Raw genomic sequence first — 24969 nt, forward strand, 5'->3', positions numbered from 1 at the left:
ATCAAACTACCAGTCAGGCGAGATTAAAGCTTGATCTCGTCTTCGTGTTTATCAAAGAAATGAAACTCCGTAAGGTGGTAGTTCGTATTTTCTTTGATCTTTATCTTGCGGCCATATTTCCACCTCCATTTCCATTGCCTGGAACTGAATAATTTGCCTTTTGTGAGATAGGCATGCATGATGGGATGAACAACCAACTTGAGATCTTTGTGCTGGTGCGTAAGCAGGTAACTTAGGTTCTTCTCGATTTCATCTTCGAGGAGGAGTGTAGATGAAATCTTTCCTGTACCGTTACAGGTTGGACAAACTTCCTGGGTATTGATGTTCATTTCAGGCTTCATTCTTTGCCTGGTGATTTGCATCAGACCAAACTTGGAGATAGGAAGCACGGCGTGTTTGGCGCGGTCGGGGCGCATGAATTCCTCCATCGATTCCATAAGCTTGCGCTTATTATCGGGAAGTTTCATGTCAATAAAATCCACAACGATAATACCGCCAAGGTCACGCAGTCGCAACTGCCTTGAAATTTCGGCTGCAGCCTCCAGGTTTGTTTCGAGCGCATTCAGTTCCTGGTTGTTACCTACGCTTTTGTATCCGCTGTTTACATCGATCACATGAAGTGCTTCAGTATGTTCAATGATAAGGTAAGCGCCACTTGGCAGGTTCACCGTTTTTCCAAATGCAGCTTTGACTTGTTTGGTGATGCCAAACTGGTCGAAAATCGGAAGCCCGTTGTTATAATATGCTACAATCTCTGTTTTTTCGGGAGCAATGCGTTGAATGTAGTTCCTGGTATCGTTGAAGATATTGCGGTCATTTACAACGATCTTATTGAAATCTTCATTCAGAAGGTCCCTCAACATACTGGTAGCTTTTGTTTGCTCACTCAGTATTTTTGCGGGTGCAACCGCACCTTTGAGGTTGTGTTGAATTATTTTCCAGGTTTCCACCAACATGGAAAGGTCTTCATGAAGCTCCGCGGTATTTTTTCCTTCTGCAGCGGTCCTGACAATTACGCCGAAGTTTTTTGGTTTGATGGCTTCGACTATCTTCTGAAGGCGCTTGCGTTCCTCTGCAGAGTGGATCTTGCGGGAAACAGCTACGATATCGTTGAAGGGGGTAATTACTACAAACCGGCCAGGTAAGGATATCTCACAACTCAGCCTCGGACCCTTGGCGGCAATAGGTTCCTTTAAAATCTGTACCAGTATATTGGGCTTACCACTAAGTACTTCGTTGATCTTGCCGGTCTTAATGATCTCCGGCTCAACCAGGAAAGTTCCAAAATCAAATCCGTTTGCGGAGTTATCGTTAATGCCTGCCTGGGTAAACTTAAGTAGAGAACGTGCATAAGGACTAAGATCGGTATAGTGAAGAAAAGCATCCTTTTCAAAACCGACGTCAACAAAAGCGGCATTCAAACCGGGTATCAGTTTTTTGACCTTTCCGAGATATAAGTCACCTACGGCAAAATTAGCATCAGTTTTTTCATGATGTAATTCAACCAGTTTCTTATCCTCTAAAAGTGCAATCTCTACACCCTGTGGAGCCGCGTTTATAATTAGTTCCTTATTCAATCGTCAATCGTCTTTAGCCGTGGTAACCAATCATCTCTGAATGGAAGTTGCTGATGTAGATATTACTTGACAAATATGCGGAAACAGGCCAGCAGTAAATGACAGATAATTGTATCAGCTAAAATGAAGAAAAGGGCCGGATCACGGCCCCGTTTAAGAAGAATGTTTTAGCGGCTTTTCTTCTTATGACGGTTCTTTCTTAGTCTCTTCTTACGCTTGTGCGTAGCAATTTTATGACGTTTTCTTTTTTTACCGCAAGGCATAATAACCAGTGATTTAAGTTAATTAATTTGTTTATTTAGTCCTTTCAAAAATGAAAGGCTATGTTTTTAATAAGCTTATGCGTTGATCAATCTCCTTGATAAAGTCAGGATCTCCTATAAGTTCCTTCCCCTTCTCATACCACATGATTGCATTGGCTTTATCATTCTTTCTTTCAAAGGCATCCGCAAGTGCAAGCACTGCTTCTGCATTATTTGGCTCGTACTTCGCAACTTTCAACAAACGCTGAATAGCAAGATCAAGCTGGCCGGAAACAAGTCCGCCCATTCCTAACATAAACTGGGCATACATATTTGTTGAATCTCTCGATGCAACTTCACGGATCAGGCTGATTCCCTGCATTGGGTTGTCACTTATGTTGCCAAAAAGATAACAAGATCCAAGGCCGATTTTGAGGGAATCACTCCCCGGATTTATCTCTAAAGCCTTTTCAAACAACTCTTTAGCTTGTAAAGCCATCCACTTTTTTAACGAGGGTTCCTGCTGTCGGCGCATGTTCCCTGCAAAGAATTGGGCTGCAAAGGTGAGACTTTTTTCAGAATTTTCCAATTTAGCTGCTTCGGCAGTGTAATATGAGTAAGGCAAAAGAAGGTGAACAGTATCTTTCCAGAAATCAGCCAGCTGTTTGTAGACGCTGATTTGCTGGTCTTTTACATTACCACGAACAACAGCTGATTCCAACCTGCTCACAAAGGCAGATTGTTCTGGTGTAAGCTGGCGCTTTGATGCTGATAAAATAGTATTTATGTCAAGTGGAGCTTCGTCCTGGTGAGCCGCGCTTTCAACAGGCTTCTTTTCTATTGGCGGAACGTTATTTCCAAAAAAATAAATAATAAACAGGAGAGCCACTGCCCCCCCGGTAAGAATGATCTGCTGCTTTTTCAATTAATTTGAATTAGGCAGCAAATTTAAGCTTCATCATCCGGGTTTGGTTGATCTTCTTTAACTGCTTGCAATTTTTTAACTTCCGCAACAAATTCTTTTGCAGGTTTGAATGCAGGAATATAATGCTCAGGGATATGAACAGCGATGTTCTTTTTTATGTTCCGGCCAATCTTGGCGGCTCTTTTCTTGGTGATGAAACTACCAAAACCCCGTATATAGATATTCTCACCATCAGCAAGCGTATCTTTTACTTCCTTGAACATGGTTTCCAGCGTCACCAGTACATCAACCTTCGGAATACCTGTTTTTTCAGATATCTGGTTAACGAGGTCTGCTTTTCTCATGTTATGAATTTTAGGTGGGTTATAAATTTGTTTTTGTTTAACGCTAAACCAATGGCCAATCTGCACTAAATCAATTCATTAGTGAAATTAACGGTAAATTTTGAAATTTGCAAGAAAACTGTAAATAATTGATAATGAATTTTATTCTTTTATAATGAGATTCGTATATTATTGAAAATCAATGAGATGCGGCGAGTGCGATGTTTGTTGAATTTCAAAGTGAAGCCCTCTTCTTCGTTTTTTGCTAGGCAAAACAGCATTTGTGTGTTGATTATCAGGCCTTCTATGAAGGCAGCAGATGAATGTTTTCGTTGTGATTTACATTCAATTTCCGTGACTTAATATTGCGTTCATGAAAGCAATCTTTACGGAGAAGCTCTTGCATTGGAATACTGAAACTAATAGAAGATCCATGCCATGGAAAGGCGAAAAGGATCCATACAGGATCTGGTTAAGTGAGATCATTCTTCAACAAACAAGGGTCGAACAAGGTCTCTCTTATTATCAATCTTTCATTACCAGCTTTCCCACCATTTATGAGCTCGCGAATGCACCGGAAGAAAAAGTGTTCAAGCTTTGGGAAGGGCTGGGCTATTACAGTCGCTGCAAAAATCTGATCGCTTCTGCAAAAACGATCGTGAATGATCTGAACGGATCATTTCCTGACACGTATGAAAACATCGTGCGGTTAAAAGGTATCGGGCCTTACACCGCATCAGCCATAGCCTCCTTTGCTTACAATTTGCCTTATGCCGTTGTTGATGGTAATGTTCAGAGAGTGCTTGCGAGGTATTTTGGAATAACCACCCCTGTAGATAGCACCGCCGGCAAAAAGCTATACCAGGAACTTGCAGAGAACTTGCTGGACCGGGAAGAGCCGGGCCTTTACAACCAGGCAATAATGGATTTTGGTGCAATCATCTGCAAGCCCCGGAATCCTTTATGTTTACAATGCCCCCAGCGGGACGATTGTGAAGCGTATAAGACAAGATCTGTAAATGATCTCCCGGTAAAAGAAAAAAAGTTAGTAAAGAAACACCGGTGGTTCTATTATTTTATGATCGAAAGTGCTGGTTCTGTTTACATCAGAAAGCGAACTGAAAAAGATATCTGGCAAAATCTCCATGAATTCGTGTTGCTTGAAACCGACGAAAACATAAACTCACCTCATCATCATTTCCTGAAAACACTTTTTGGTAACCAGTCATTTGATATAACATCCAGAAGCAGGGTGTATGTTCAGCAGCTGACCCATCAGACAATACATGGTCAGTTTATCTTTGTAGCAGCTCCCGAAAATGTTGTACTGCCTTCTTCTTACATGAAGGTGACAAAAAAACAACTGGCGGAATTTGCCTTTCCCCGAATGCTGAACATATTCCTGGAAAATGAACTTGTCTGACTTATGTTTCGCCCGAACATTCTACAAAGATTTTAACGCAACAGCCCCGCGAATTTTGTAAATTTATAACAGCAGGTTCATCCAACCCGAAGGGTGATTTGCTCCTGGACCCTTGAGGATGTGTTTACAATGAATTGAACAGGCAGGCTGATTATTAACTTTCAAAATTGTTATTATGAGAGGCGTAAACAGGGTAATGCTGATCGGAAACCTTGGAAAAGATCCCGATGTTCAGGTGCTGGAAGGAAACATTGCCGTAGCCAAATTTCCCCTGGCAACGACGGAAACATTCAAAGACCGCGCTGGCAAACTGATCTCTCAGACTGAGTGGCACACGGTGGTGTTATGGCGCGGACTCGCAGAACTCGCTCAGAAATATCTTCACAAAGGTAGTCTCGTATACATTGAAGGAAGACTCAGGACCCGAAGTTGGGAAGATAAAGAGGGTGCGAAAAAATTTTCAACAGAAGTAGTTGGGGATAATCTCATTATGCTTGACAAGAGGACCGATGCCGGTCATCATAACGGACCGGGGGGTGCGCAGCATGGCAATATTGAAGGTTTCCATTCCGGCGATCTTCCTCCAATCGATGAGCCATCCCAGGATCTTCCATTCTGATGCGTGTAATAAGTGTCGAAAAGTCCGGATCTTGTAACGCCGGCTCGCTCCGGACAATTTTTTTGAAGTAATAGATAATTAAGGGTTTATATTTCGACATCATAATAAATTATTGATAATTTCGCCTACAATGTATTCGCAGGGGCAGGCCGTTTGACCTGCCTTTATGTTGAAAAAAACAAGTTGCTTTGGATATCTCTTTGTTGAATTTTTTTCTGTCTGATCAATTCCAGCCTATTCTCCTGGTAGCAAGTATCCAGGCGACAACCATTCTGGCGGCTATTGTGCTGTTATTACTCATTCTTTCATTTTTCATCTCCGGTGCCGAGGTAGCTTTTTTTTCGCTTACCTACCGTGATATCAATATGCTGAAGACCAAGCAGGATGCAGGATGGAAGAGAATAACAAACCTGCTGGAAGATCCGCGGACCTTGCTAGGCTCACTGAGGGTTTCTGGTATTCTCATTAACATCGCAATCATCATCCTGTCAAATATCCTGATAGATCAGATCTTCCCTCAGCAACTGGGCTGGCACATATTCAGGTTCGTATTAAAGATCGCCCTGATAAGTTTCGTCCTGATACTGATCGGGCAGGTGCTTCCCAAAATCAGGGCAGGGCAAAATAATCTCCGGGTAGCATATGAAGCATCATACCTCGTTGAGATCATTTATTATCTGTTTAAAAAGCTGGGAGCTTCATTGATGGGCATGTCCGAACGCATAGAGAAGTTTATGGGCGGTAGTACCTCAAGGGCATATTCCCAACAGCAACTTGAAGCAGCGATAAAGTCGACCATCCACGAAGAAGAGGAACAACGCATCCTGGCAGGCATTTACAAGTTCAGGCATATCACTGTAAAACAAATCATGAGGACGAGGCTGGATGTGAACGGCATTCCGCACAATATCAGTTTCCGGGATCTGAAGCGAAGGATCGAAGAACTTCACTACTCAAGACTGCCGGTCTACAAATCAAGTCTTGATGACATTATTGGCATGATCCATAGCAAGGATCTCATTCCACATCTCAATCAGCCCGATAACTTTGAGTGGACCAGTCTTATGCGCATTCCCTATTTCGTGCATGAACAAAAATTTATCGAGGACCTTTTGAAAGAGTTCCAGACAAAGAGAATTCATTTTGCAGTTGTAGTCGATGAGTTCGGGGGCACAAGCGGTATAGTGACGCTGGAAGATGTGCTCGAAGAAATCATTGGCGAGATAAAAGATGAGTTTGACGAAGAAGAAAGCGGGAACAAAAAATTGGATGATGATAATTATATTTTTGAAGGGAAGACGATGATCAATGACGTTTGTAAAATGATGAATCTTTCTCTCGATACCTTCGACAAGGTAAGAGGGGAAAGTGATTCGCTGGCAGGGCTGATACTTGAAATCTCCGGGGAAATTCCCAGACCAAATGATATTGCAACAGTAGGTGATTTTGAGTTTACTACCCTCGAAGTCGAGAAGAACCGGATCCGTAAGGTGAAGGTTACCATCAAAAGGCAGAAATCCTGATTTCATGGCGGTGCTTCCCGCCCTAATTATTCAAACACGATGAGATCGATTTTTATTATTTTGTTGATTGCCCTGATATCCTGTAACAGCGATTATACACTTAAGCAGCGCGGATACTACAAAATTGACTTTCCTGAACATCAATACACGCTTTACGCACCACCAGGCAGTCCCTATTCGTTTGAATACCCGGTATATGCGAAGATCGTGCGCGACTCTACTTTCTTTGAAGCAAAACCTGAAAACGATTACTGGATCAACATAGACTTTCCCCAGTTTTATGGTAAGATCTACATCAGTTATAAGGAGATAAAAAAGAACAATTTTGACTCCCTGGTTGCTGATGCTTTCAAAATGACCTATAAACATACTTCAAAGGCAACCGAAATACGTGATTCCCTGATGAAGACACCAGCCGGGCATACGGGTGTTTTTTTCCAGGTTGGTGGGAATGCGGCCACCGCCAAACAGTTTTTTGTTACAGATTCAGTTAAGCATTTTATCAGGGGAGCACTTTATTTTGACGCATCACCCAATGCAGACTCTCTTGGCGTTGTCAACAATTTTCTTGAGCAGGACATGAAACACCTGATCAATACGCTCAGGCTCAATTAAGTTCCTGGCTGTTTTCCGTTGAAAATTTTACTGGTATCAATCAGGGATCTTAGTCCTACTGATACGGCTTATTGGTTACATTTGTAAAAAAGGAATTTTGATAGCAGTAGACAATGTTCTCATTAGTGAAGATGTGATCTCTCAGCAATTTGTTTGTGATCTTACAAAATGCAAAGGCGGATGTTGCGAGGATGGAGATGCCGGGGCGCCTCTTGAAAAAGATGAGCTTGCCATCATCAATGAGATTTTCGAAACCGTGAGGCCCTATCTTACCAAAGACGGATTAGGATGGATTGAAAAACATGGCCGGTATGTTTATGATGTCGAGTTTGGCTGGGTCACCCCGACGATAGAAGGTAAACTTTGTGCTTATGGTTTTCATGACGAAAAAGGTGTGATAAAGTGTGCGATAGAACAGGCGTATCGCGATGGAAAAATCAGCTGGAAGAAACCGATAAGCTGCCACTTTTATCCTATCATAACCAAGGAAGGAAAGAAAGGTGACTTCGACAGGATGAATTACGAACCGAGGGAGACCTTGTGCAAACCGGCCTGTACGCTGGGTAAGAAATTAAAAGTGCCGGTATATCAATTTCTTAAAGAGCCGATCATAAGAAAATACGGAGAGGATTTTTATAACGCTCTCGATAAAGTTGCCCAGGATTATTTTGAAATCCAAAAGTAATTACCTGCTTTAATTGCTCATTGTTTGCAACAGACTGAAGATATTTATGTCAGAAAACGCTTCCACATTCAAGGCAAAAAGTACAATCAAATCGGCCGACCTTGATCACCGGTTCAAGGTGAATTTTAATATCAGTAAATATAATAACTCAGTTCCCCTGGGCAAAACACAGTTCCGGGATACGGACCTCGCAAGGGAAAGGGCAAAAAATATCAAGTGGCGGGCCATCGAAACCCTTGATCAGCAACTTGAGGATTTCGAGGCAAATTTTACCAGGCGTGGTGGAAAAGTTATCTGGGCGCAGGATGATAAACAAGCGCTGTCAGCAATACTCGAAATCTGTAAGAGCAAAAATTGTCGCTCTGTTGTTAAAAGCAAGAGCATGGTGACGGAAGAGATCCATCTCAATAAATTCCTGACCGATAATAACATAGAAAGTGTTGAAACGGATCTTGGTGAATACATTCAACAACTGGATGGTGAAGCGCCCTATCACATTGTAACCCCTGCGATGCATAAAAGCAAAGAAGATGTTGCAAAGTTGTTCTATGAAAAGCTGGGGACACCACCGAATTTAAACCCCCAACAGCTGACTCTTGTTGCAAGAGAAAAGTTAAGGGCGAAGTACCCGGTGGCGGAAGTCGGGGTAACTGGTGCCAACTTTATTATCGCAGATACGGGGTCGATAGCAGTTACTGAAAATGAAGGAAATGCAAGACTGAGCGCTGCATTTCCAAAGACACATATAGTGATCGCAGGAATTGAAAAGATCATTCCTTCTCTTACTGACCTGGGCTTGTTCTGGCCATTGCTTTCCACTTATGGCACCGGGCAGAAAGTAACGGTTTATAATTCCATTTTCAGCGGTCCGCGTCAGCCTGGTGAAGCAGACGGCCCGGACGAAATGTATGTGATCCTGCTTGACAACGGCCGTACCAATATCCTTGATAACCCGGTCTCACGCGAAAGTCTCTACTGCATAAGATGTGGTGCCTGTCTTAATGCATGTCCTATTTACAAAAATATCGGTGGTCATGCTTATGGTTCAACCTATAGCGGACCAATCGGAGCTGTAATTACTCCTCAGCTCAATGGCCTGAAGGAATGGAAACATCTCAGTAACGCGTCTTCATTATGCGGGAACTGCACGGAAGTTTGTGCGGTGAAGATCAACCTCCATGAACTGTTACTGGAAAACCGGTACGAAGCCACTGATAAGGGACTCAGTACAACATCTGAGAAACTTGCGTGGAAGCTATGGAGAAAAGCCAGTCTCAACCGAAAGATGATGAACCGCGGTAACAAAAAAATGAAGAACTGGCTGGTGAATAAGGCGTTCAGTGGCTGGACGGCCCACAGGGCGGCACTTGATTTTTCTGAGAAAACATTCAACCAGCTTTGGAAGGAGAAATTCAGTCCTGACGACAAAAGCTGAAAACAAATAGATACCGTCGGAGAAGGATCAATGTTAAAAGTCAAAAAGATTGACATTGAAAGCGGAGAATTGTATTATTGGAATTGGCAATGACCGGCGATTATTTTATTCTATAATTGACGGTACATATTACACACTTAAAGTCCGCCGGCTAAATGCTATTAGTCTATACCTCCGAAATCACGCCCAGGCTACAATATATTCTGGAATTTATAGGTAAAGAAATATTGGAAGCGCCCTTCGTTATCACAAATGATGAGACGGCGTTTCTGAATAGTGAAGTTCCGAAGATCAATTATTCACCTGCGCAGATTTCAACCGGGAGCTATTGGATAACACCTGTACAACTGTTATTTCAAACCGGGGTCAGGGAAGAGCAGCCTGATGTTTTTAGCTATGAAAAGGGCAAGGCGCTATATAAAACTGAAGGCGATTTTCCGTTTGATATTTTTGCAGCATCTTTTTACCTGCTTACGAGGTATGAAGAATATTTGAAACACGAGGTAGATGAATATGGAAGATACGCTCATCAAAACGCTCTTGCGTTTCGTGAAGGCTTCCTTGATCTCCCGATGATCAATATCTGGCTTGTTGCTTTCAGGGAGTCATTGCATCACAGATTTCCCGGCTTACTATTCAAAAGGCAGCAGTTTTCCTGCAATATCACGTATGATATTGATATTGCTTACTCTTATCTTCATAAAGGTGTATTAAGGACGGTTGCCGGATTTGTGAGGTCATTTCTGAAAGGGAGATGGAAAGAAATTGATGACCGCTGGTTGGTGCTGACCGGGAAAAAGCAGGATCCTTATGATTGTTTCGAATGGCTTGACGCGTTGCACCTTTACTGTCGCCTGAAACCCTATTATTTTTTTCTGGTTGCGAAAAAACAGGAAGGGTATGATAAAAATATCTCAACAGATGTAAAGGCTTTCCGTGAACTGATTGAATATTACGCCTCAAAATATGAAGTCGGCCTTCATCCTTCCTGGAAAAGCGGTGATCATCCGCGGTTGCTGAAAGAGGAGCTGGAATGGCTTGAAGTGATAACGGATAAACCTGTTGTTTCAAGCAGGCAGCATTATATAAGATTTAAGACCCCTGACACATTCAGGAAGCTTGTTGATACCGGGATCAGGTATGACTTCTCGATGGGATATGGCTCGATAAACGGTTTCCGCGCATCTGTCTGTTCATCGTATAAATGGTATGATCTCGAAAGGGAGCAGGCAACGGCACTTGTTATCAGTCCCTTCTGCTTTATGGATGCGAATTCATTCTACGAGCAAAAGCAAACACCGGAACAAACCTATATGGAGTTGGTAAAGTATTACGAGCTGGTGAAAAAGTTAAACGGCAACTTCATTCCTATCTGGCACAATCATATATTGGGCGATGATCCCCAGTTCAAAGGCTGGAAAGAGATGTTTGAATTGTTCATGAAAGAAACTGTTTACTGGGATGCGTATTCTGATATACCGGTACCGTGAGTTGTAAACTTCCGGGATGCCTGTTCCGACAAACCGGGACGTTGGTTTTAAGACCCTGAGGCACTGGATTTATTCTTCTTGACCTTTGCAGCCACCTGTGAGATTATCACTCGCTGTATTACTATCATTTCCTGTAAACCTGATTAACGAGGTATACACCGTAAAGGATCACCGCGCCACCAACAGCAATGTAGGCGGTTAATGGATCTCCATAAACCAGGAAGCCTGATAAAACTGCAACGACAGGGTTCATATATGCATAGATGGAAACCTGTTCGGTCGGCAGGTGTTGCAGGGCATACAGGTAGGCCACGAAAGAAATCACTGAGCCAAAAACCACAAGGTATAAAATTGCAGACCAACCCTGCCAGGGTATTTCCCGGAACGCGATGTTATTCCCGCTGAAAACAGAGATGCAGGTCATGATAATACCTGCTATCAGCATCTGGAGGCCTACGCTGAAATAGGGATTAAACTTTGTTGCCTGGCTTTTGGTATAAAGAGTACCGAAAGCCCAGGTCCATGATGCTATCACAGATAATATGATTCCCTGGCGGAACCCGGAATCGAGGAAGTCATTCAGGTGATCATAGAAAATAATACAGATGCCCGCAAAACCAAGTAAGAGGCCTATCAGCGCTTTCATAGGCGGCAGGGTGGAATCTTTTACCAGGCCAATCACCACTATCCATAATGGAAAGATCGCAGAGATAATTGCACCGAGCCCGGGAGATATATATTTAAGTCCGAGGGTAGTAAGCCCATTAGTCAGCACGAAATTGAGAAGGCTCAGTACAAATACCGGCCACCATTCCCTGCCAATGGGCAACTTATATCCTTTGAACAGGAAAAAGGCAACATAAAGAACTCCGCCAAGCGACTGCCTGATTCCTGCCAACTGGATAGCGGGCATATGCCGCACCCCTTCTTCGCTTGCTATCCAGGTGGTACCCCAGAAGAAGCAAACCATGGCCAGGGCGACCAAAGCCCTGATTCTTACTGAGCCAGGTTGGTTAGCCTTCAAAATATAAAGAACGTTGTCATATTAGTGCCTGAAATGTCGCATACCAGTCATCACCATAACCAGCTTATGTTGTTTACAATATTCAATAGAATCTTTGTCACGAACCGATCCCCCGGGTTGAATGAAGGCAGTGATCCCTGCTTCATGCCCGATCTGTACACAGTCATTGAAAGGGAAAAAAGCATCACTTGCAAGTACGGCATCATGCAGATCAAATTTGAACTGGTGCGCTTTTTCAATTGCATGACGCAACGCGTCAATGCGGCTCGTCTGACCGCATCCTTTTCCAACCAGTTGTTTATTTTTTACAAGAGCAATCGCGTTTGATTTCAGATGCTTGCAAACAAGGTTGGCAAACTCAAGATTCTCTTTCTGTTCTGCGGAAGATTCAACTCCGCCAGTTTCTTCCCATTTATCATAGTTACCGAGATCCGTACCCTGCACCAGAACACCACCCAACAGGGATTTATACTGCAGCTTAGGTTGCTTTACATCCTTTAGTTCAAGCAGTATGCGGTTTTTCTTTGACTTCAACACAACAAGTGCGTCGTCATTAAAGGCAGGCGCAATCAAAACCTCAAAAAATATTTCGTTGATGGCCGTTGCTGTTTCCTGGTCTATTGTTTTGTTACAGACCAGTACACCGCCAAAGGCACTTTCCGGGTCGCCAGCAAGAGCATCATCCCAACTTTGTTTAACTGTAGGTCGCTGCGAGATCCCGCATACATTCGTATGCTTAATAATTGCAAAAGTAGACTCGGAGCTTTTATCAGAGATGCCGAACTCCTGTATGAGCTGCACTGCCGCATCTACATCTACAAGATTGTTATACGAAAGTTCCTTGCCATTAAGCTGGTTAAAAAGCTGGCTATAATCTCCGTAAAAAACACCCGCCTGGTGTGGATTCTCGCCATATCGCATGGTTTTTGGTCCAAAGCTGGATTCGAGGAAATACAGGCTGTTTTCCTGGTTAAAATATTTTGCGATTGCAACATCGTAATGACCAACTACTTCAAAAGCCCTCGCTGCGAAGTTTTTCCGCTGTTCAAGGGTTGTCTCCCCGTTCTGATCTCTTAACAGGTTCTCCAGTTCAGCGTAATCTTTTTTTGCGGCGATCACCACAACGTCCCTGAAGTTTTTCGCAGCACCCCGGATCATTGAGGGTCCGCCAATATCAATTTTCTCAATTATTAATTTTTCCTCCGATGTTGAGGCAACTGTTTCTTCAAACGGATAAAGATCTACGATAACAAGGTCAAGCACAGGGATCTTGTATTGTTCCATTTCTTTCACATCCCCGGGGTTGTCCCTGCGACCCAGTATACCGCCAAAAACTGATGGGTGAAGCGTCTTTACCCGTCCGCCAAGGATCGACGGATAAGTGGTAAGAGATTCAACGGGAACCACTTTGATGCCCAGCTTTTCGATAAATGTTTGGGTACCACCAGTAGAGTATATGGTCACACCCTGGTCATTCAATAATTTCACAATTGGTTCAAGTCCGTCTTTATAAAAAACTGAGATCAGCGCAGATTTAATTTTCATGTATCAAATTTATTTGTCCGGAAACCGGCTTAAGCAAAATGGAAGGCGAGATTTAGTATTAAGGCCGCAAAAGTATATTAATTCAAATTCATTACAAAAGCACCTTCTTCCGACACGGAGACTACAGGCACTCCCAATCGCCTGCATTCCTGGCTCCAGGATTTGATTTTAGCCGGAGAATTCGAGCTGTCAAAGACCACTTTCCCCGGTAGTTTGCCTCTCAAAAAGTTGACAAACCTGCCGCGCGGATTGCCTGAAACGATGAGGATATCTGCTTTTACCGGGCAATAAAGCGGAGTTCTTGCCAGAACGAAAAGCTTGTTTCGATGTGCGAACAGGTAACTTCTACGGGATCCGCTTTCGGGCGAATACACATTGCTGATCCGGTGAACTATTCTTGATGGAAGGATATTAAACCTCATAGCTGATGCATTTGATACCAGGGCATCGTCTGCAATGAACAACGCACTTCGGCCGCGGATCAACTCTATGGCAGACAATTTACTGACATTGTATACTATCAATTTCTGCTGGTTCACCGCATTATAGAATGATAAACTACGCAGTAAGAGAAACAATGCAAGCGCGCTAAATGCTATGTAGATACCGCATACCGATTTTCGAAAGACAAAAAATGAAATACCCGCAATAACAATATATAACAGAAGCTGTTGAAAGATATCTGTTTGAATGTATCTCCAGTTTGCAAAAGGTATAAGGTCTACTAATTGAACAAACCAGTTCATCCCGGCTATAAGATAATGAATCCCGTCTCCAATGAAAAAGGCCACGGGCGCGCAAAATGACAAGCAGCAAAGAATGATCTCAGCGATAAGTATGAGGCTTGAAACAGGTATAGCCACGAAGTTAGTGATGAGAAAAAAGTTAGGGAACTGGTGAAAATAATAAAGACTTACCGGCGTGGTAAGGATTTGGGCAGATAATGTAATTGCACATGTTTTCCAGATCATCAACAACAACTTATTGTCTAACGTAAGTGCATGATAAACCGGCTTCTGATAAATTACTATGCTGAGTACGGCTGCATACGATAATTGGAAGCCGGTATCCCAGATCCAGAAAGGATTATAGGCCAGGAGAAGGAAAGCGGAAGCTGCCAGGCTGTTATATACTGATAAGTTTCGCGCAAGAACATTTCCTGTAGCAATGCAGGTGAACATAACCGCAGAGCGTACCACTGAAGCAGAAGCTCCCGCCACTATTGCAAATATCCAGATACAGGTTATTACGATCGCCAATTGTATAATACGACCGGCAGATGAGTTCCGCAGCGTGGAGGTCAGCAACAACAGTATTCCGTAAATTAACCCGATATGTAATCCAGAAATTGCAATTACATGAACCACGCCTGTATTGGAATACGCCTGTACAAGTTCTTTATCAAGGTTGTCTTTATAGCCGATAAGTATAGCCTGCGCCAGACCTGATTCCTTTGATCCAGGGATATACTTCTGCAATACGTTTATCACGTTTGCCCTTGTCTGAAAGATAAAAACAAGAAATTTATTGATAGATCTATAGCCGGTTGTTTTGTAATTCTTTTCCGTTAAAAACACCTGGTAATGGATGCCGAGGAAATAACAATACTTCCTGTAATTGAATGCAGCAGGATTGCCTGTGGTAGAGACTGGTTGCAGGTTTGCGGCAACAATAATGATATCACCGTATTTCAATTTGCGGTGAACCGGCTTTTTTTCAAAGTAAAGCACAACCTGGCCCATCGTCGGATAAAAGGTGTTATCCGAAACCATCCAGTTAACCGAACCCAGGGCTTTATATGATCCTGGTTTTTCCGTGAGTGGCTCGTTGATAGTCAGTACCAATGTGGACCCCGTTTTATATTGAGTCAGGATAGAAGCCGGATTATTTTTATCCTCTGAATAATACATACTGAGACAACCAGAGGCTAAAAGCAAAATGTTTAAACATACACCTGGTAAGGGCCTGGTTGTGAATTGATAACTGAGTGGTTGGACGACATGCAGGAGGAAAATGAAAACCGGAGCCGAAACCATTCCGGTCAAAAAGATAAGAGGTAAACTAAAATAGTACTGAATTAGTATACCGCAGGTAAAGGGAATAACCAGCCTTAAGAACGGGGCATTCTTATAATAAGGAACAGTATATAGATTCATCAGTGGAATTTATATACTGTCCTTAATTTCATCGGGTTGAAAAAAACCGGCTGAGAAGTTTTTTTCTGATGATCGCTTGCCTTTCGATTGTCAGGTAGCACTGTATTGATAGGATAAGGAATAACAGTTAATGGTATCAGGAAAGGCTGCTACTATATTTCGAATGGTTCTGCAAAGGAATATTTTGATCTCAATAATCCGGATAATAAATTTTTGTATAATTGAACCTGGATATTGAAGGTTAAAAACGGGCGCTATCCTTATGAACCTTAGGTAAGTTCATTTAAAATCGTTGATCCTCCAGTTTTTGTAACACATTTCTATCACTGTATTTCGTACCATCATTTTACGGGGTTTTGAACCCCGTAAACCAACGGTCAATAATCTGCGTACTTTACGGTTTTAATTACCGGAAATTAACGGTATATTTCTGCGAGAAAACTCGTTAATAATTGAGTGTCTTGACTTTATGAATAATCGCTATTTGTAATTCATTTATAATCACGAGCTTGCAATTATGATTCCCCTTAACCCTGTATTACTTTTACTGAGTCAATCTGATTCTCTAAAAACATAAACATTAAGGGTATGATCACAGTAGAAAAAACTTCAATAAGTGTAGGAAAATACGTTGATACGAAACATGTAGACTCAGTGATACGGGAATACAAACAGGAAAGATGGGCGCAGAATTCTGAGCGCATTGGCAAAGAAGATTCACTGAGTGTGTGGTGGAGTGTGGAAGAACTGGAAAACTTTTTAGCAAAGGCGAAGGATAACGGTGCTGATGGGATGAAAATGTATTTTGCTGCCTATCCGAAGGATTATACTGAACAGCCCTTATATGCAGGAAGACAAACGGTTGTAATGGTTGCAACAAAAGTAAAAGAAACACAACACGGGTCTGTGAACAAAGACATCTACACCACTACAGAAAATGGTCCGAGTATTCTTGCTTACAATATGGGTAAGATGTGTCCTCCTTTGTGCAGACCTGAAGGAAGCGGCCTTGAAGATTCCGATTGGGGCCTTGGCTTGACAATCGTTGATCGCGGCGAGCAGGGTATCGTGGTTATTTGATTATGAAAACATATTTTCTTAAAAACCTTCACTCTATCGTGAAGGTTTTATTTTTTTTACATCAAAATATCTTTTCTTTAGTCTTTGATGTACATCCCTTTTTACATACCTTTTATCGCACTGAGCCTGCTGTTCAGCATAGTTTACAATCTCCAGGAGAGAAGAGAACTATTATATCAGAGACTATTTCCGTTTTATCTGACCATCACATTAACTATTGAATCACTGGCTGTTTATTTCTGGTCTCAGGACAAAACAAACGTTTCGCTTTATAATTTTTTTGGAGTGTTTGAGTTCCTTTTCTATTTTTTTATGTTGCACCAGATCATGCATTCGAAGACCGTCAAACGGATCATAAAGGCGATTGGTTTTATATACCCAATAGCGTTCCTTATCAATATCAACTTTATCCAAACTGAAGGATTCCATTCAATGACCTATTCTTTAGGATGCCTGTTGGTAGTCGCTATCTGTATTTATTATTTTTTCGAACTCTTTCAAAGCTCCCATTCGGTGGTATTAATAAGGGAGCCCGCGTTTTGGTTTTGTACCGGTTTGTTGTTTTTCTATTGTTGTACGTTCCCGTTCTTCGGGCTCGCAAACTTCATGGAGAATCTTCCGTTGATTATCATGGACAACATTTCCGCTCTACTTAACCTAATGAATAGTTTATTATATTCATTGTTCACTATCGCGTTTTTATGCCGGATCAGAATCAGGAAATCTACGTAGTCATTTTAGTAGGGGGAGTGCTTGCTTTGTTGCTTGTTGGTTTCATTGTTACAATCCTGTTTCTCTATCAACGAAAGCAACATCGGCAGGAGCAGGAAATAGTGAGGATAAAAAAAGAATACGACCAGGAGTTATTGACAACCCAACTTGAGATCCAGGAAGAAACTTTCAAAACGATTGGGCAGGAACTCCATGACAATATTGGCCAGGTACTTTCAGTGGTTAAACTTTCGCTGGCCATACTTCCTATTGAGAAAGAAGATCCTATTTATGAAGGAGTTTATAATATCAGGCAGATGTTAAACAAGGCGATATTTGACCTGGCGGATCTTACGAAAAGTCTTCACTCTGACCGGATCGCACAGATCGGGCTTACCGAAGCCATTGGTTTCGAGTTGGATAATCTGAAAAAAGCAGGCTTGTTGCAGGTAACTTTTGACGCTCCTTCGGATGAACAACTCGCTGACAGTCAGAAAGCCATTTTCCTTTTCAGAATCTTCCAGGAGAATATCAATAATATCCTGAAGCACTCGAAGGCCACGAGGGTTGACGTTTCTATAAATGTATCAACCCGAAACCTTTTTGTAATGAAGATCCGGGACAACGGGGTAGGCTTCAATGTCACAGACAAAAAGGTCAATGCGTCTTCTACCAGCGGGGTAGGGCTAAAGAGTATGGTTAACCGCGCTAAACTTATCGGCGGAGAAATTTCTTTTCAAAGTTCCCCCGGAAATGGTACTACTGTTACAGTAGCATTACCTTTGCCGCATTAAAGTTTCTCAACAGGTATGGCTGCAGCTAACAAAAAGATACAGGTGGCAGTCGCGGACGATCATAGTCTTCTGCGGCAGGCTCTCGCAAAACTCATCAATTCATTCGAAAATTTCACCGTTTTGTTTGAAGCCAATAATGGCAATGAGATCAAAGCGAAACTTGGAAAACATGTCATTCCGGATATCGTATTGCTTGACGTCAATATGCCGGATATGGATGGCTATGAAACGGCCCAGTGGCTACATACGAACTACCCGCAGGTTAAAGTGCTTGCTTTGTCCATGTTCAGTGATGAAAACATAATTATCCGGATGCTTAAGCTTGGTGCGAAAGGATACATACTCAAAAATGCAGAACCGGAAGAATTGAAAGAAGCACTCAATTCAGTGCTTGAGAAGGACTTTTACCTGTCAGAATTTATTTCCGGGAAGATAGTAAGTGGCCTCAATAAGGATCTTGACCGCCCGGACGACCGCATAACGCTCTCCGAAAAAGAAAAGGAACTTCTAAGGTGGATCTGTTCAGAAATGACTTACAAAGACATCGCCGGGAAGATGTTCGTGAGCCCCCGCACCCTTGATGATTACCGTAATAACCTTTTTGAAAAACTGAAGGTTAAAACCCGTGTAGGCCTTGTGTTATACGCGATACGCAACAGGCTTGTAGAGGTCTGAGTTCCTGTTGATGCCAGGGTCGCATTACCTCCCCGGGAAGAAACCGATCATTGTGCCGAAAGATCCGGTGCGTGCGGTTCAAAAGTGATATAAAACAGGAAAAGCTTCCGGCAGGGAAGCTTTTCCTGTTTTGAATTTATTTACTCAGGTACATGCTCCTGTCTTTGTATAACTGACGGAAATAAGGGTCCCTGAGATCTTTGATGAAACGTATAGCTTCTCCGGTACTCTTCATTTCCGGCCCTAGCTCTTTGTTCACACCGGGGAATTTATTGAAGCTGAATACAGGCTCTTTTATAGCGAATCCTTTCAGCTTTTTTTCAAACTTGAAGTCTTTCAGAGTATGCGCCCCAATCATGATCTTGGTTGCAATATTCAGGTATGGGATCTGGTAGGCTTTTGCGATGAATGGTGTAGTCCGCGAAGCCCGTGGGTTTGCCTCGATCACGAAAACTTTGCCATCTTTAATTGCAAACTGGATATTGATCAGACCTTTAATATTCAGTGCCCTTGCAATTTTTTCAGCATAGTGTTCCATGGTCGTCACCACAAGCGGAGTAAGATTGAAGGCAGGCAGCACCGCGTTGCTATCACCGCTATGTATACCTGCAGGTTCAATATGTTCCATTACACCCATCACGTGAAAGTTGGTACCATCAAATATTGCATCGATCTCCGCTTCCTGGCAACGGTCAAGGAAATGATCTACGAGGATCTTGTTTCCGGGTATATGTTTAAGCAGGCTTACTACGGCATTTTCAACTTCATCATCATTAATAACGATTCGCATTCTCTGGCCACCTAAAACATAACTTGGCCGAACAAGCACCGGGTAGCCTACGCGGTTTGCAACTTCGATTGCTTCATCAACATCCATAGCCGTACCGTATTCGGGATACGGAATTTCAAGCTCTTTCAACATATCGCTGAAGCGCCCACGATCTTCGGCGATATCCATGCTATCGTACGAGGTACCGATGATCCTGATACCTTTCTCATGCAACCTCTCAGCGAGTTTTAATGCAGTTTGTCCACCAAGCTGAACAATCACCCCTTCAGGTTTTTCGTGTTCAATGATTTCCCATAGATGTTCCCAATAAACCGGTTCAAAATAAAGTTTGTCGGCAATATCGAAGTCTGTTGAAACCGTTTCGGGATTACAGTTCACCATGATCGCTTCGTAGCCGCATTCCTTAATGGCCAGCAGACCGTGCACACAGCAGTAATCAAACTCAATTCCCTGTCCTATCCTGTTTGGGCCACTGCCAAGAACTATTATCTTTTTCTTATCGGTTACGATGCTTTCGTTGCTATTGCCATTCTCAAATGTGGAGTAGAAATAAGGCGTCTTCGCTGCGAATTCTGCAGCACAGGTATCAACCATTTTAAAAACCCTGGTTATGCCGGCCGCTTTTCTTTTCTCATATATCGCATCTTCGGTGCCGTCATTCATGATCCTGGCTAATTGCTCATCGCTGAAGCCAAGACGTTTGGCGTCTTTCAGAAGGCTCAATGGCAGAGTGTCCATTTTGTATTTGGCAATCTCTTTTTCCAGTGTACAGATTTTCTGGATCTCATAAAGGAACCAACGGTCGATGCCATTTGTAGCCTTAGAGATGGAGTTAACTGAAACACCGGCCATCAGGGCATCCTTGATCCTGAAAATCCGGTCCCACTTGGGCTTTTTAATATATTCAAGCAGTTCCTCGCCATTCATCAGGCTTTTGCCATAATAGCCAAGTCCCACGGCATTGTTCTCAAGACTCTGACAGGCTTTCTGTACGGCTTCTGTGAAGCTTCGGCCGATGGCCATTACTTCACCCACAGATTTCATCTGCAGCCCAAGTGTGTCATCCGCCCCCTTAAACTTGTCAAAATTCCATCTTGGCAGCTTTACGATCACGTAATCGAGTGCAGGTTCAAAATATGCTGAAGTGTTGCCTGTTATCTGATTTTTTAATTCATCCAGGTTATATCCTATCGCCAGTTTCGCTGCCACCTTGGCAATTGGATAACCGGTGGCTTTTGAAGCCAGGGCAGATGAACGGCTTACGCGGGGGTTGATCTCAATCGCAATTATTTCTTCATTATCCGGATTCAGTGCAAACTGAACGTTACAACCTCCGGCGAAATTTCCAAGATCCCGCATCATCATGATCGCTGTGTTTCTCATCAGCTGGAAAGCGGTATCGCTGAGTGTCATAGCCGGAGCAACGGTTATCGAGTCCCCTGTGTGAACTCCCATTGGGTCGAAGTTTTCAACCGTACAGATAATTGCTACATTATCGTTTGCATCGCGCAGCAATTCCAGCTCAAATTCCTTCCAGCCCAATACCGCTTTTTCAACAAGTACCTCATGGATAGGCGAAGCGGTCAGGCCTCTTGTTAGTGCTTCATCCAGATCATGCTTATCATGTACAAAGCCCCCACCGGTACCGCCGAGTGTAAATGAAGGACGTATAACCAGCGGAAACCCGATTTCCTGGGCAAATTCTTTTCCTTCGAGGAATGAGTTCGCGGTTTTCGCCTGGGCAACAGAAACACCAAGTTGAATCATCCACTGCCTGAATTTCTCACGGTCTTCGGCTTTGTCAATAGCCTTGATATCGACACCAATAAGCCGCACGCCGAATTTTTCCCAAATCCCCAGATCTTCACATTCCTTGGCAAGGTTAAGTGCAGTTTGTCCACCCATCGTCGGTAAAACAGCATCAATCTGGTTTTCCTCCAGGATTTGTTCAATACTTTCTGCTGTCAGTGGAAGAAGATAAACCTTATCAGCCATCATCGGGTCCGTCATTATCGTCGCCGGGTTGCTGTTGATGAGATAAACCTTTACTCCCTCTTCCCTCAAACTCCGGGCTGCCTGTGTACCTGAATAATCAAATTCACAGGCTTGTCCGATAATAATAGGTCCTGAACCAATGATCAAAACTGACTTAATCGAAGAATCTTTTGGCATATTTGAATAGACTATTTTTTAAAAACAAATTGCGCAAAAGTAAGGTAGCGGAAGTTAACGGCGGGATAATTTTTTTGGGGTTAGAAACCAACTATTTACCGGGCTTTTCGCTAAATCCCGGTAGAGAATCCGGTAAGATATGATCAAAGGAGTAGGGCAAAAAACCAAGGAGCAGATGAAATAAAAAAACCCTGCGGATGTCGCAGGGTGTATAATACCGGTTATTCACCTGATCGTTAAAGTTTCAACTCAGCTTTTGTGATAAGCAGCAATTTCTATATCATCGAGCTCGACACTGCCATCTTTCAGCATCTTCTTTTGTTGAGCCTGCTGACGTTTCTCTTCGTTACGAATCTTGATTTTAAACATCCACTTCTGCTTAGCTTCCGATCCTTTAATGATTCCCACAATGCTTCCGATTGTGATAGCTAGTAGTAAAAGCGTCCTGTTATAAATCTTTTTCATAAACGTGTGATTTTTCTTATTTCATATTTGTTAGACACTGCTGTAGTGCCAAAAGCTGTTCCATATTTAAAATTTATCTCAAAAGAAAATGGAATTCTATATTGTTTAACAATAAGCAGCCTGAAAGGTTGAGGCAATAATAAGGCCATTATTTTCAAACGGCTTAGTTTTGCGAACTACTAACCGATAAATTTTACTGATGAGATTTTTTCTCCTGGCTTTAGTTTTCATTTCCCGGATTTCCTTTGCACAACGACCACCAACAATAGACTATCCGAAAGGGTATTTCCGCAGTCCTTTGAATATTCCAATTTCCTTAAGCGGCAATTTCGGAGAACTAAGACCAAATCACTATCACATGGGTCTTGACCTGAAAACTATGGCCCGCGAGAATCTTCCGGTCCATGCAGCTGCCGATGGCTATGTATCCCGCATCAAGATTGAGTCTGCGGGCTTTGGCCGGGCTATCTATATCAATCATCCAAACGGCTATACTACCCTGTACGCACACCTGAACAACTTTAATCCCCAACTCGAATCCTGGTTGAAGGAACAGCAGTATAAACAGGAATCGTGGAGCACTTTATTGGAACTTAAACCGGATCAGTTTCCGGTAAAAAAAGGAGATTTTATTGCCTACAGTGGCAACACCGGTGGCTCACAGGCTCCGCATGTTCATTTTGAAATAAGACGAACAGAAACAGATGTAAACGTTAATCCCATGCTTTTCGGTTTCCCAATTGCGGACAATACCCGCCCTTCGATTCTCCGCCTGGGAATTTACGATCGCACAAAAAGTGTTTATGAGCAATCTCCCAAACTGGTGCCCGTGAAAGCGACAGGTGGTGGCAACTTTGTAACCACTCCGGGCCTGGTTACGGTTACTTCACCGATGGTCAGTTTTGCACTGACAACTTTTGATACCCAAAGCGGTTCATCAAACCTGAATGGGATCTATGAGGGATTACTTTATGTTGACGGAACGGCGGTTATTGATTTCAGGATGGACAACATCAGTTATAACGATACCCGGTATCTTAATGCTCATATCGATTACCGGCTAAAAAGCAATGGCGGAGCGTGGCTGCAGCATTTCTCTGAATTACCGGGATACGTAAACTCCATTTATAAGCAATTCAACGGCGACGGCGTACTGGATCTCAGTGACGGAGCCGTTCATGAAATCAGGATCGGGGTAAAGGATGCGTACAACAATCAGTCGGAACTAAAGTATAAGATTCAGTATAAAGCGGGAAGCATAGCGGCCCCGGCGTTACCATCAAACGGAAAAATTTTTCAGCCATTAATGCTGGATGGATTTGAGTCTGAAGACTGTGAATTTTACATCGGCGAAAAATGCCTTTATGATGAAGTTAATATCCGGTACGCAAAAGCAGCGGCTCCATTAACCGGTGCAGTTTCAGATCAACACAGTATAGGTGCATCATATATCCCCTTGCAGGAACCGATTCTTATCAGGCTGAAACCAAATCGTGTACTAAATGAACTTGAGCAGTCGCGAACAGTGATGCAGTGGGTTTCCGGTGCCAGGCAGAATGTAATGAAAGTAGAATGGAAGGATGGCTGGGGCTCAGCAAATTTCCGCGATTTCGGTTCCTTCAAACTGATGGTGGACACCGATCCGCCGGTGATTGTCCCCGTTGGTTTTGCTGATGGTGCCAACCTCAGCAAAGTTTCGCGCATAATTTTCACGGTCAAAGACAATCTCAATAAGTTTAAAAACGTGAGACCTGAGCTCGATGGCAAATGGTTGCGGTTTACCAACGACAAGGGTCGCAATTTTATTTACGTCTTCGACGAAAAATGCCCTCCCGGCAGTCATGAGTTGAAAATTTATGCCGAAGATGAAGCTGGCAATTCAACAGTACGCTCATTCAGGTTTACAAGGTGATGAGCACAACAAATGAAAGGGACGAAATGATAACTCTAAAAGAAGGAGACAAAGCCCCCTTATTCAGTGGTATTGATCAGAACGGAAACGAGTTCAGTTTGTCTGACCTGAAGGGTAAAAAAGTGGTATTGTACTTTTACCCCCAGGACGATACCCCTACCTGTACGGTTCAGGCCTGCAACCTTCGTGATAATTATGCCATGCTGATCAGCAAAGGATTTGAGATTATCGGTGTGAGCCCGGATGACCCTGCCAAACACAAGAAATTTGAGCAAAAGTTCAACCTGCCATTCAGGTTAATAGCCGATGCTTCTCACAAGATCATCGATAAGTATGGCGTCTGGGGCGAAAAGCAACTATACGGCCGCAAATACATGGGTCTCTTAAGGACCACCTTTGTGATCAATGAAAAAGGGATAATCGCAAAAATTTTCCTGAGGCCGAAAAACAAAACACATGCTGAAGAAATATCAGCGCTGGAAATCGGTGGATGATTCCGCTTCCCGGGCTTCAACTTCAAACCTGTTGTTGTAATAGCCCCGGCGGATGCTTTCCATGGTATATTTCCAAAGGAAACCTATAAATCCATGGGTTCTGTATTGCTCCACGTGTTTGAGTTCATGTTTCACCCACCGATTGTCTTGCAGAAATTCCTGTGATGATGTATTGTGGAGATGAATAGTATCGCCAATCGTCATTGCGATCCGGGTAGTTCCGAGTTTCCATGCCCCAATCCTTGCGAAAAGCGAATTTTCCTTTATTTTAAACTGCATTTGCTGGCAATTTAA

22 protein-coding genes are annotated in these 24969 nt (G+C 42.9%); 13 read left to right on the plus strand and 9 right to left on the minus strand.

Going from position 1 to position 24969, the window contains the following annotated elements; genetic code table 11:
* Window positions 1-23: 23 nt before the first annotated feature.
* The 3 genes from ACX0G7_RS04210 to ACX0G7_RS04220 all read right to left on the minus strand — a co-directional run bounded on the left by ACX0G7_RS04210 (window position 24) and on the right by ACX0G7_RS04220 (window position 3088).
* Window positions 24-1577, minus strand: a complete 1554-nt coding sequence (locus ACX0G7_RS04210; RefSeq protein ID WP_458922176.1) for an Rne/Rng family ribonuclease — start codon at window positions 1575-1577, stop codon at window positions 24-26.
* 321 nt (window positions 1578-1898) lie between these two features.
* Window positions 1899-2744 (minus strand): tetratricopeptide repeat protein, encoded by an 846-nt coding sequence (locus ACX0G7_RS04215; protein ID WP_458922177.1) that lies wholly within the window; start codon window positions 2742-2744, stop codon window positions 1899-1901.
* Between the two features lie 23 nt (window positions 2745-2767).
* Window positions 2768-3088 (minus strand): HU family DNA-binding protein, encoded by a 321-nt coding sequence (locus tag ACX0G7_RS04220; protein WP_458922178.1) that lies wholly within the window; start codon window positions 3086-3088, stop codon window positions 2768-2770.
* A gap of 352 nt (window positions 3089-3440) precedes the next feature.
* On the opposite strand from ACX0G7_RS04220, the gene mutY reads away from it, so the two are divergent.
* The 7 genes from mutY to ACX0G7_RS04255 all read left to right on the plus strand — a co-directional run bounded on the left by mutY (window position 3441) and on the right by ACX0G7_RS04255 (window position 10857).
* Complete coding sequence (gene mutY / locus ACX0G7_RS04225; RefSeq protein WP_458922179.1) at window positions 3441-4490, plus strand: A/G-specific adenine glycosylase; 1050 nt, start codon at window positions 3441-3443, stop codon at window positions 4488-4490.
* Between the two features lie 175 nt (window positions 4491-4665).
* Entirely contained in the window at window positions 4666-5109 is a 444-nt protein-coding gene (locus ACX0G7_RS04230; RefSeq protein WP_458922180.1) for a single-stranded DNA-binding protein, read from the plus strand.
* 188 nt (window positions 5110-5297) lie between these two features.
* On the plus strand, window positions 5298-6632 hold the full coding sequence (gldE, locus tag ACX0G7_RS04235; RefSeq protein ID WP_458922181.1) for a gliding motility-associated protein GldE: 1335 nt from the start codon (window positions 5298-5300) through the stop codon (window positions 6630-6632).
* 39 nt (window positions 6633-6671) lie between these two features.
* Window positions 6672-7247 (plus strand): gliding motility lipoprotein GldD, encoded by a 576-nt coding sequence (gene gldD, locus ACX0G7_RS04240; RefSeq protein ID WP_458922182.1) that lies wholly within the window; start codon window positions 6672-6674, stop codon window positions 7245-7247.
* Window positions 7248-7344: 97 nt separating this feature from the next.
* Window positions 7345-7932, plus strand: a complete 588-nt coding sequence (locus ACX0G7_RS04245) for a DUF3109 family protein (RefSeq protein WP_458922183.1) — start codon at window positions 7345-7347, stop codon at window positions 7930-7932.
* Between the two features lie 46 nt (window positions 7933-7978).
* Complete coding sequence (locus tag ACX0G7_RS04250) at window positions 7979-9367, plus strand: LutB/LldF family L-lactate oxidation iron-sulfur protein (RefSeq protein ID WP_458922184.1); 1389 nt, start codon at window positions 7979-7981, stop codon at window positions 9365-9367.
* A 155-nt stretch (window positions 9368-9522) separates the two neighbouring features.
* Window positions 9523-10857: a polysaccharide deacetylase family protein gene (locus tag ACX0G7_RS04255; RefSeq protein WP_458922185.1), complete on the plus strand. Its 1335-nt coding sequence runs from the start codon at window positions 9523-9525 to the stop codon at window positions 10855-10857.
* 124 nt (window positions 10858-10981) lie between these two features.
* On the opposite strand, the gene ACX0G7_RS04260 is transcribed toward ACX0G7_RS04255, so the two are convergent.
* The 3 genes from ACX0G7_RS04260 to ACX0G7_RS04270 all read right to left on the minus strand — a co-directional run bounded on the left by ACX0G7_RS04260 (window position 10982) and on the right by ACX0G7_RS04270 (window position 15582).
* The gene (locus tag ACX0G7_RS04260; RefSeq protein WP_458922186.1) at window positions 10982-11881 is read right to left on the minus strand and encodes a DMT family transporter; all 900 of its coding nucleotides are present in this window, start codon (window positions 11879-11881) and stop codon (window positions 10982-10984) included.
* 21 nt (window positions 11882-11902) lie between these two features.
* Window positions 11903-13426: a bifunctional phosphoribosylaminoimidazolecarboxamide formyltransferase/IMP cyclohydrolase gene (gene purH, locus ACX0G7_RS04265; RefSeq protein WP_458922187.1), complete on the minus strand. Its 1524-nt coding sequence runs from the start codon at window positions 13424-13426 to the stop codon at window positions 11903-11905.
* A gap of 77 nt (window positions 13427-13503) precedes the next feature.
* Entirely contained in the window at window positions 13504-15582 is a 2079-nt protein-coding gene (locus ACX0G7_RS04270) for a ComEC/Rec2 family competence protein (protein WP_458922188.1), read from the minus strand.
* Between the two features lie 588 nt (window positions 15583-16170).
* Between ACX0G7_RS04270 and ACX0G7_RS04275 the strand changes: the two genes are divergently transcribed.
* From ACX0G7_RS04275 to ACX0G7_RS04290, 4 genes are all read left to right on the plus strand, one after another.
* A complete protein-coding gene (locus ACX0G7_RS04275; RefSeq protein WP_458922189.1) occupies window positions 16171-16662 on the plus strand; it encodes a hypothetical protein in 492 nt (163 codons plus the stop codon).
* 87 nt (window positions 16663-16749) lie between these two features.
* Window positions 16750-17394, plus strand: coding sequence for a hypothetical protein (locus ACX0G7_RS04280; protein ID WP_458922190.1), 645 nt, complete (start codon window positions 16750-16752; stop codon window positions 17392-17394).
* Entirely contained in the window at window positions 17364-18167 is an 804-nt protein-coding gene (locus ACX0G7_RS04285) for a sensor histidine kinase (protein WP_458922191.1), read from the plus strand. The genes ACX0G7_RS04280 and ACX0G7_RS04285 overlap by 31 nt, the downstream gene beginning before the upstream one ends.
* Window positions 18168-18182: 15 nt before the next feature.
* Entirely contained in the window at window positions 18183-18842 is a 660-nt protein-coding gene (locus ACX0G7_RS04290; RefSeq protein WP_458922192.1) for a response regulator, read from the plus strand.
* A gap of 136 nt (window positions 18843-18978) precedes the next feature.
* Here the strand turns inward: ACX0G7_RS04290 and carB are convergent, their stop codons facing one another.
* Together carB and ACX0G7_RS04300 are read right to left on the minus strand one after the other, a co-directional pair.
* On the minus strand, window positions 18979-21804 hold the full coding sequence (carB, locus tag ACX0G7_RS04295; protein WP_458922193.1) for a carbamoyl-phosphate synthase large subunit: 2826 nt from the start codon (window positions 21802-21804) through the stop codon (window positions 18979-18981).
* Between the two features lie 249 nt (window positions 21805-22053).
* A complete protein-coding gene (locus ACX0G7_RS04300; RefSeq protein ID WP_458922194.1) occupies window positions 22054-22269 on the minus strand; it encodes a hypothetical protein in 216 nt (71 codons plus the stop codon).
* 199 nt (window positions 22270-22468) lie between these two features.
* On the opposite strand from ACX0G7_RS04300, the gene ACX0G7_RS04305 reads away from it, so the two are divergent.
* The gene (locus ACX0G7_RS04305) at window positions 22469-24181 is read left to right on the plus strand and encodes a M23 family metallopeptidase (RefSeq protein ID WP_458922195.1); all 1713 of its coding nucleotides are present in this window, start codon (window positions 22469-22471) and stop codon (window positions 24179-24181) included.
* A 26-nt stretch (window positions 24182-24207) separates the two neighbouring features.
* Window positions 24208-24675 (plus strand): thioredoxin-dependent thiol peroxidase, encoded by a 468-nt coding sequence (bcp, locus tag ACX0G7_RS04310; protein WP_458922196.1) that lies wholly within the window; start codon window positions 24208-24210, stop codon window positions 24673-24675.
* On the opposite strand, the gene ACX0G7_RS04315 is transcribed toward bcp, so the two are convergent.
* Window positions 24652-24954, minus strand: coding sequence for an eCIS core domain-containing protein (locus ACX0G7_RS04315; RefSeq protein WP_458922197.1), 303 nt, complete (start codon window positions 24952-24954; stop codon window positions 24652-24654). The genes bcp and ACX0G7_RS04315 overlap by 24 nt on opposite strands.
* Between the last annotated feature and the right edge of the window lie 15 nt (window positions 24955-24969).

Source organism: Flavitalea antarctica (assembly GCF_054461535.1).

What these genes read in the sequence shown, in the direction of transcription:
- ACX0G7_RS04270 (WP_458922188.1), bottom strand. Translation starts at nt 15,582, where the DNA reads ATGAATCTATATACTGTTCCTTATTATAAGAATGCCCCGTTCTTAAGG.
- purH (WP_458922187.1), bottom strand. Translation starts at nt 13,426, where the DNA reads ATGAAAATTAAATCTGCGCTGATCTCAGTTTTTTATAAAGACGGACTT.
- ACX0G7_RS04255 (WP_458922185.1), top strand. Translation starts at nt 9,523, where the DNA reads ATGCTATTAGTCTATACCTCCGAAATCACGCCCAGGCTACAATATATT.
- ACX0G7_RS04230 (WP_458922180.1), top strand. Translation starts at nt 4,666, where the DNA reads ATGAGAGGCGTAAACAGGGTAATGCTGATCGGAAACCTTGGAAAAGAT.
- ACX0G7_RS04290 (WP_458922192.1), top strand. Translation starts at nt 18,183, where the DNA reads ATGGCTGCAGCTAACAAAAAGATACAGGTGGCAGTCGCGGACGATCAT.
- ACX0G7_RS04220 (WP_458922178.1), bottom strand. Translation starts at nt 3,088, where the DNA reads ATGAGAAAAGCAGACCTCGTTAACCAGATATCTGAAAAAACAGGTATT.
- ACX0G7_RS04275 (WP_458922189.1), top strand. Translation starts at nt 16,171, where the DNA reads ATGATCACAGTAGAAAAAACTTCAATAAGTGTAGGAAAATACGTTGAT.
- ACX0G7_RS04300 (WP_458922194.1), bottom strand. Translation starts at nt 22,269, where the DNA reads ATGAAAAAGATTTATAACAGGACGCTTTTACTACTAGCTATCACAATC.
- ACX0G7_RS04315 (WP_458922197.1), bottom strand. Translation starts at nt 24,954, where the DNA reads ATGCAGTTTAAAATAAAGGAAAATTCGCTTTTCGCAAGGATTGGGGCA.
- ACX0G7_RS04285 (WP_458922191.1), top strand. Translation starts at nt 17,364, where the DNA reads ATGCCGGATCAGAATCAGGAAATCTACGTAGTCATTTTAGTAGGGGGA.
- ACX0G7_RS04305 (WP_458922195.1), top strand. Translation starts at nt 22,469, where the DNA reads ATGAGATTTTTTCTCCTGGCTTTAGTTTTCATTTCCCGGATTTCCTTT.
- mutY (WP_458922179.1), top strand. Translation starts at nt 3,441, where the DNA reads ATGAAAGCAATCTTTACGGAGAAGCTCTTGCATTGGAATACTGAAACT.
- bcp (WP_458922196.1), top strand. Translation starts at nt 24,208, where the DNA reads ATGATAACTCTAAAAGAAGGAGACAAAGCCCCCTTATTCAGTGGTATT.
- gldD (WP_458922182.1), top strand. Translation starts at nt 6,672, where the DNA reads ATGAGATCGATTTTTATTATTTTGTTGATTGCCCTGATATCCTGTAAC.
- ACX0G7_RS04280 (WP_458922190.1), top strand. Translation starts at nt 16,750, where the DNA reads ATGTACATCCCTTTTTACATACCTTTTATCGCACTGAGCCTGCTGTTC.
- carB (WP_458922193.1), bottom strand. Translation starts at nt 21,804, where the DNA reads ATGCCAAAAGATTCTTCGATTAAGTCAGTTTTGATCATTGGTTCAGGA.
- ACX0G7_RS04250 (WP_458922184.1), top strand. Translation starts at nt 7,979, where the DNA reads ATGTCAGAAAACGCTTCCACATTCAAGGCAAAAAGTACAATCAAATCG.